Annotated in this window: 2 protein-coding genes; both read left to right on the plus strand. The window is 64.3% G+C overall.

Translation table 11 applies throughout. The features are described from left to right. The first annotated feature begins 162 nt into the window (after positions 1-162). Complete coding sequence (locus tag BN2476_RS43495) at positions 163-1,920, plus strand: VRR-NUC domain-containing protein (RefSeq protein WP_087740290.1); 1,758 nt, start codon at positions 163-165, stop codon at positions 1,918-1,920. Then, positions 1,917-4,181, plus strand: coding sequence for an ATP-dependent DNA helicase (locus BN2476_RS43500; RefSeq protein ID WP_087740289.1), 2,265 nt, complete (start codon positions 1,917-1,919; stop codon positions 4,179-4,181). The genes BN2476_RS43495 and BN2476_RS43500 overlap by 4 nt, the downstream gene beginning before the upstream one ends. Positions 4,182-4,807 lie beyond the last annotated feature (626 nt).

Genomic DNA, 4,807 nt, shown 5'->3' on the forward strand with positions numbered 1-4,807 from the left:
GACAAACCAGTCTTCAAACTGGCTCCACGTCCGAGGGTAGTCGACGCCGGCGGTCGGGGTAGGCTGGAATTCGCTCACACCGACATTTTCTCTCAGGTGGTGCTAAGTGGATAGCCCTTATAGATATACAGTCCTTCTTGATCCCTTCTGTTGCCGACATTCGTGCCGACCGACGCACCCGATCCGTATTCCGGGTCTCCCTTCTACTACCTGCTGAACTTCGAGCGCGCGCTCGCGTGGATCGCCGAGCGTTACGACGACCTGCTCGACGACGGCGAGCGCGCTTTTCTGCACACGTTTCTGCACGACGCGGCGCGTTTGCCGCGAGCGTCGCGCGCGCTGCTTGTTCGGATGCTGATGCGCAAGGGCACGCTGTTTCGCACGGGGCGGCTCGCGTATGCGGAAATCGGCTGTCCGGTGCAGGCCGCCGCACCGCTCGCCGCGCTTGGCTGGGTCGATGCGGATGCGGAGGTGTCGCTCGACGAACTGTTCGCGCTCGCGACGCGCCCCGAGCTTCAGCGCGTGCTCGCCGATGCCCCCGCGCTCAAGGGCGCGCGCAAGGCCGAGTGGCTCGAAGCGTTGCGCGCGGATGCGGACCAGGCGGACCATGCGAGGCAACGGCGGTATCGCGAGTGGGATGACGCGTCGGACGAAGCCGCGCTGCGCGTGCTCGTCGCGCCGTTGTGCGAGCGCTTCAGGCTGATGTTCTTCGGCAATCTGCATCAGGACTGGTCCGAGTTCGTGCTCGCCGATCTGGGCGTGTTCCAGTACGAGCGCGTCGCGTTTGCCGATTCGTCGCGCGCGTTTCAGCAAAGGGCCGATGTCGACTGCTATCTGGCGCTGCATGCGTGCCGCGAAGCGCTGGAGCTGACGGACGGCGAAGCGCTGGAGCCACTGCTCGAAGCCGTCGATGGAATCGATACGCGAGATAACGCATGGCTTGCGCTGCGCCGCGCGAAACTGCTGTTCGCGATCGGCCAGTATGCCGAACGCCGGCATGACTGGGATGCGGCGTTGCGCGTATACGAGCGTTGCGCGTGGCCGGGCGCGCGGCATCGTCGCATGCGCGTGCTCGAACGCGCGGGCCGCGATGCGCAAGCGCTCGCGCTGGCGCTTCAAGCCGCCGATGAACCGGAGAGTGAAGAGGAGTTGCAGCGTCTTGCGCGTATCGTGCCGCGTCTGCAACGACGGCTCGGACTTGCCGCGCACAAGGCGGCGAAAGCACGCGCCGCGCCGCGCAGCATGCTCGAACTGCCGCGTCCTGCCGATCCGTTTGCAGTCGAATATATCGCACGCGATCATCTGTCGACGGAAGACGCGCCTGTTCATTACGTCGAGAACGCGCTGATCAATTCGCTGTTCGGCCTCTTGTGCTGGGAGCCCGTGTTCGCAGCCGTGCCCGGCGCGTTTTTCCACCCGTTTCAGCGCGGCCCCGCCGATCTGCACGCGCCCGACTTTCGCGTGCGCCGCGCCGCGCAGTTCGACGCGTGCTTCGCGCAACTCGACAGCGGCGAATATCGCACGACGATACAGCGTCACTTCGAAACCAAAGCAGGGTTGCAATCGCCATTCGTGTTCTGGGGCATGCTGACGCCCGAGCTGCTGACGTTCGCGCTCGATTGCCTGCCGGCTGCGCATCTGAAACTGTGGTTCGACAGGCTACTGGCCGACGTTCGCGCGAACCGTTCCGGCTTGCCCGATCTGATCCGCTTCTGGCCGGGCGAGCGCCGCTACGAGCTGATCGAAGTGAAAGGACCGGGCGATCGTCTGCAGGACAACCAGATCCGCTGGCTGGAGTACTGCGTGCGGCATCGCATGCCTGTGAGCGTGCTCGACGTGCGCTGGGTCGGCTGCAACGACGATGCGAATGCGATCGCCAGCGTGGACATCGGCGACATCGGCGACACGGAGGGGGCATGACCTACATCGTCGCCGTGCGCACGCTGTGCGAATTCACCGCGCGGCGCGGCGATCTCGATCTGCGCTTCACGCCTGCGCCTTCCGCGCTCGAAGGCATCGCGGGGCATCAGACGGTGACGGCGCGGCGCGCGCCAGGCTACGAAACCGAGATCACGCTGACGGGCACGCATGGTTCGCTGACCGTGCGCGGCCGCGCCGACGGCTACGACCCTGCGCTCAACCGGCTCGAAGAGATCAAGACGCATCGGGGCGATCTCGAGCGCATGCCTGCGAATCATCGCGTGCTGCATTGGGCGCAGGCGCTCGTGTATGGACATCTGCTGTGCGTGGCGCGCGAACTCGACGAACTCACGGTCGCGCTTGTCTACTTCGACATCGCGGATCAGAAGGAAGCCGTGCTGACCGAGCAGCACACGGCGGCGTCATTGCGCGCGTTCTTCGAGGACCAGTGCGAACGTTTCGTCGCGTGGGCCGCGTGCGAAGCAGCGCATCGCGATGCGCGCAACGCGGCGCTGAACGCGCTGCGTTTTCCGTATCGCGAGTTTCGCAGCGGGCAGCGCGAGTTGTCGGTGGCCGTGTTTCGCGCCGCGCGCGACGGGCGCTGTCTGATGGCACAAGCGCCGACGGGCATCGGCAAAACGCTCGGCACGATCTTTCCGCTGCTGAAGTCGTGTGGCGCGGATCATCTCGATCGTGTGTTCTTTCTGACCGCGAAGACGCCCGGCCGCGCGCTCGCGCTCGATGCGATCAAGTCGCTGCATCGAAACGAAGAGGCGCTGCCGCTGCGCACGCTCGAACTCGTCGCGCGCGACAAGGCGTGCGAGCATCCCGACAAGTCATGCGACGGCGAATCGTGTCCGCTCGCGCGCGGCTTCTATGACCGCCTGCCCGCTGCGCGGGACACGGCCTTGCAGTCGCGCATGCTCGATCGCGCGGCCGTGCGCGAAGCGGCGCTCGCGCATGGCATCTGTCCGTACTATCTCGCGCAGGAGCTGTCGCGCTGGTGCGATGTCGTGATCGGCGACTACAACTACTACTTCGACAGCAGCGCGATGCTGTATGCGCTCACGCAGATGAACGGCTGGCGCGTCGCGGTGCTCGTCGACGAGGCGCACAATCTGCCCGACCGCGCGCGACGCATGTACAGCACGACGCTCGATCAGGGCGCGTTTCGCGGCGCGCGTCATGCGGCGCCCGCTGCACTGAAGAAGCCATTCGACCGCTTGAATCGCGAGTGGAATGCGTTGAACCGCGAGCGCAACGCGGCGTATGAAGTTCTGCCCGCCGTGCCGCCGAAGCTGCAATCGGCGGTGCAGAATCTGATCGCGTCGATTGGCGATCAGCTTGCCGAAGCGCCGCAACCCATCGACGATACCGTGCTGCGATTTTATTTCGATGCGCTGCATTTCGTGTCGCTAGTGGAGGCGTTCGGCGATCACTCGATTGTCGACGTGACGCTCGATTCGGATCATGCGGCTGCGCGCGCGAAGTCGTCGACATCGCTTTGCGTGCGCAACGTGATTCCCGCGCCGTTCCTGAAGCCGCGCTATGCGGCCGCGCGTGCGACGGTTCTGTTCTCGGGCACGCTCAGTCCGCAGCACTTCTATCGCGACATGCTCGGCTTACCCGACGATAGTGGCTGGCTCGACGTCGAAGGGCCGTTCAGGGCGGAGCAACTGGACGTGCACGTCGCGCATCACGTGTCGACGCGCTGGCGCGATCGCGAGCGTTCGCTCGCGCCGATCGTCGATCTGATCGCAGAGCAGTATGCGCAGCGTCCCGGCAACTATCTAGGCTTTCTCAGCAGCTTCGATTATCTTCAGCGCGTCGCCGATTCGATGCGCGAGCGTCATCCGCAGGTGCCCATCTGGACGCAGGAGCCGCGCATGGACGAAGCGGCGCGCGACGCGTTTCTCGCGCGCTTTCGCGCGAGCGGGGCGGGCGTCGGCTTTGCTGTGCTCGGTGGCGCGTTTTCGGAGGGCGTGGATCTCGTCGGCGATCAGTTGATCGGCGCGTTCATCGCGACGCTCGGCTTGCCGCAGATGAACGATGTCAACGAGCAGATGCGCCGCACGTTCGACGCGAAGTTCGGCAATGGCTATGACTATGCCTATCTGTTTCCGGGCTTGCAAAAGGTCGTGCAGGCGGCGGGGCGGGTGATCCGCACCGAGCAGGATGCGGGCGTCGTGCATCTGATCGATGACAGGTATCGGCGGGGTGATGTCAGGCGGCTGTTGCCGCGGTGGTGGAGAGTGCGGTAGGTTTTTGTCTGCGACGCTGGTTGGTTTTTTTAGCGTGCCGCTGGCATCCGCGATTGCGCCTCGCGGCGCGGGTGTTGCCCCTGTGCGGGGCGGCACCTACTTTTCTTTGCAGCGGCAAAGAAAAGTAGGCAAAAGAAAGCCGCTCACACCGCCAATCCTTGACCTTTACCCACGGGCTCTCAACGGCCCCATCCTTCACGCGGCAACATACTGGCCCATGTTCGTTGCCAGCGCGCTACTTAAACGCCTCACCTGCATCGTGCACCCGAATTGTGGCTTGCGACATCGAACAGTCCAGCGCCCCTTTGCGGCAAACTGTGTGTAGGCATTCGCGTCGCACAGGACACCTTCGCTACACGATGCGCTCCAAGTGCGGGCGGCGTCCTGTGCGACACAGCAACCCATATTCACTACCGACATGCGGCGCTGAAACGTTCGATGCCCTAAGCCGTGCCACAGGTGCGTGAAGCGGGTGAGGCGTTTAGCCAGAGCGTTGGCAACGAACATAAGTTAGTACACTGCCGCATGAAGTATGGGGACGTTGAGAGCCCGTGGGTAAGGGTCAAGCACTGGCGGTGTGAGCCCGCTTTCTTTGCTTACTTTCTTTGCGGCGGCAAAGAAAGTGA

This window comes from Paraburkholderia piptadeniae, from assembly GCF_900007165.1.
Taxonomy (GTDB): Bacteria; Pseudomonadota; Gammaproteobacteria; order Burkholderiales; family Burkholderiaceae; genus Paraburkholderia; species Paraburkholderia piptadeniae.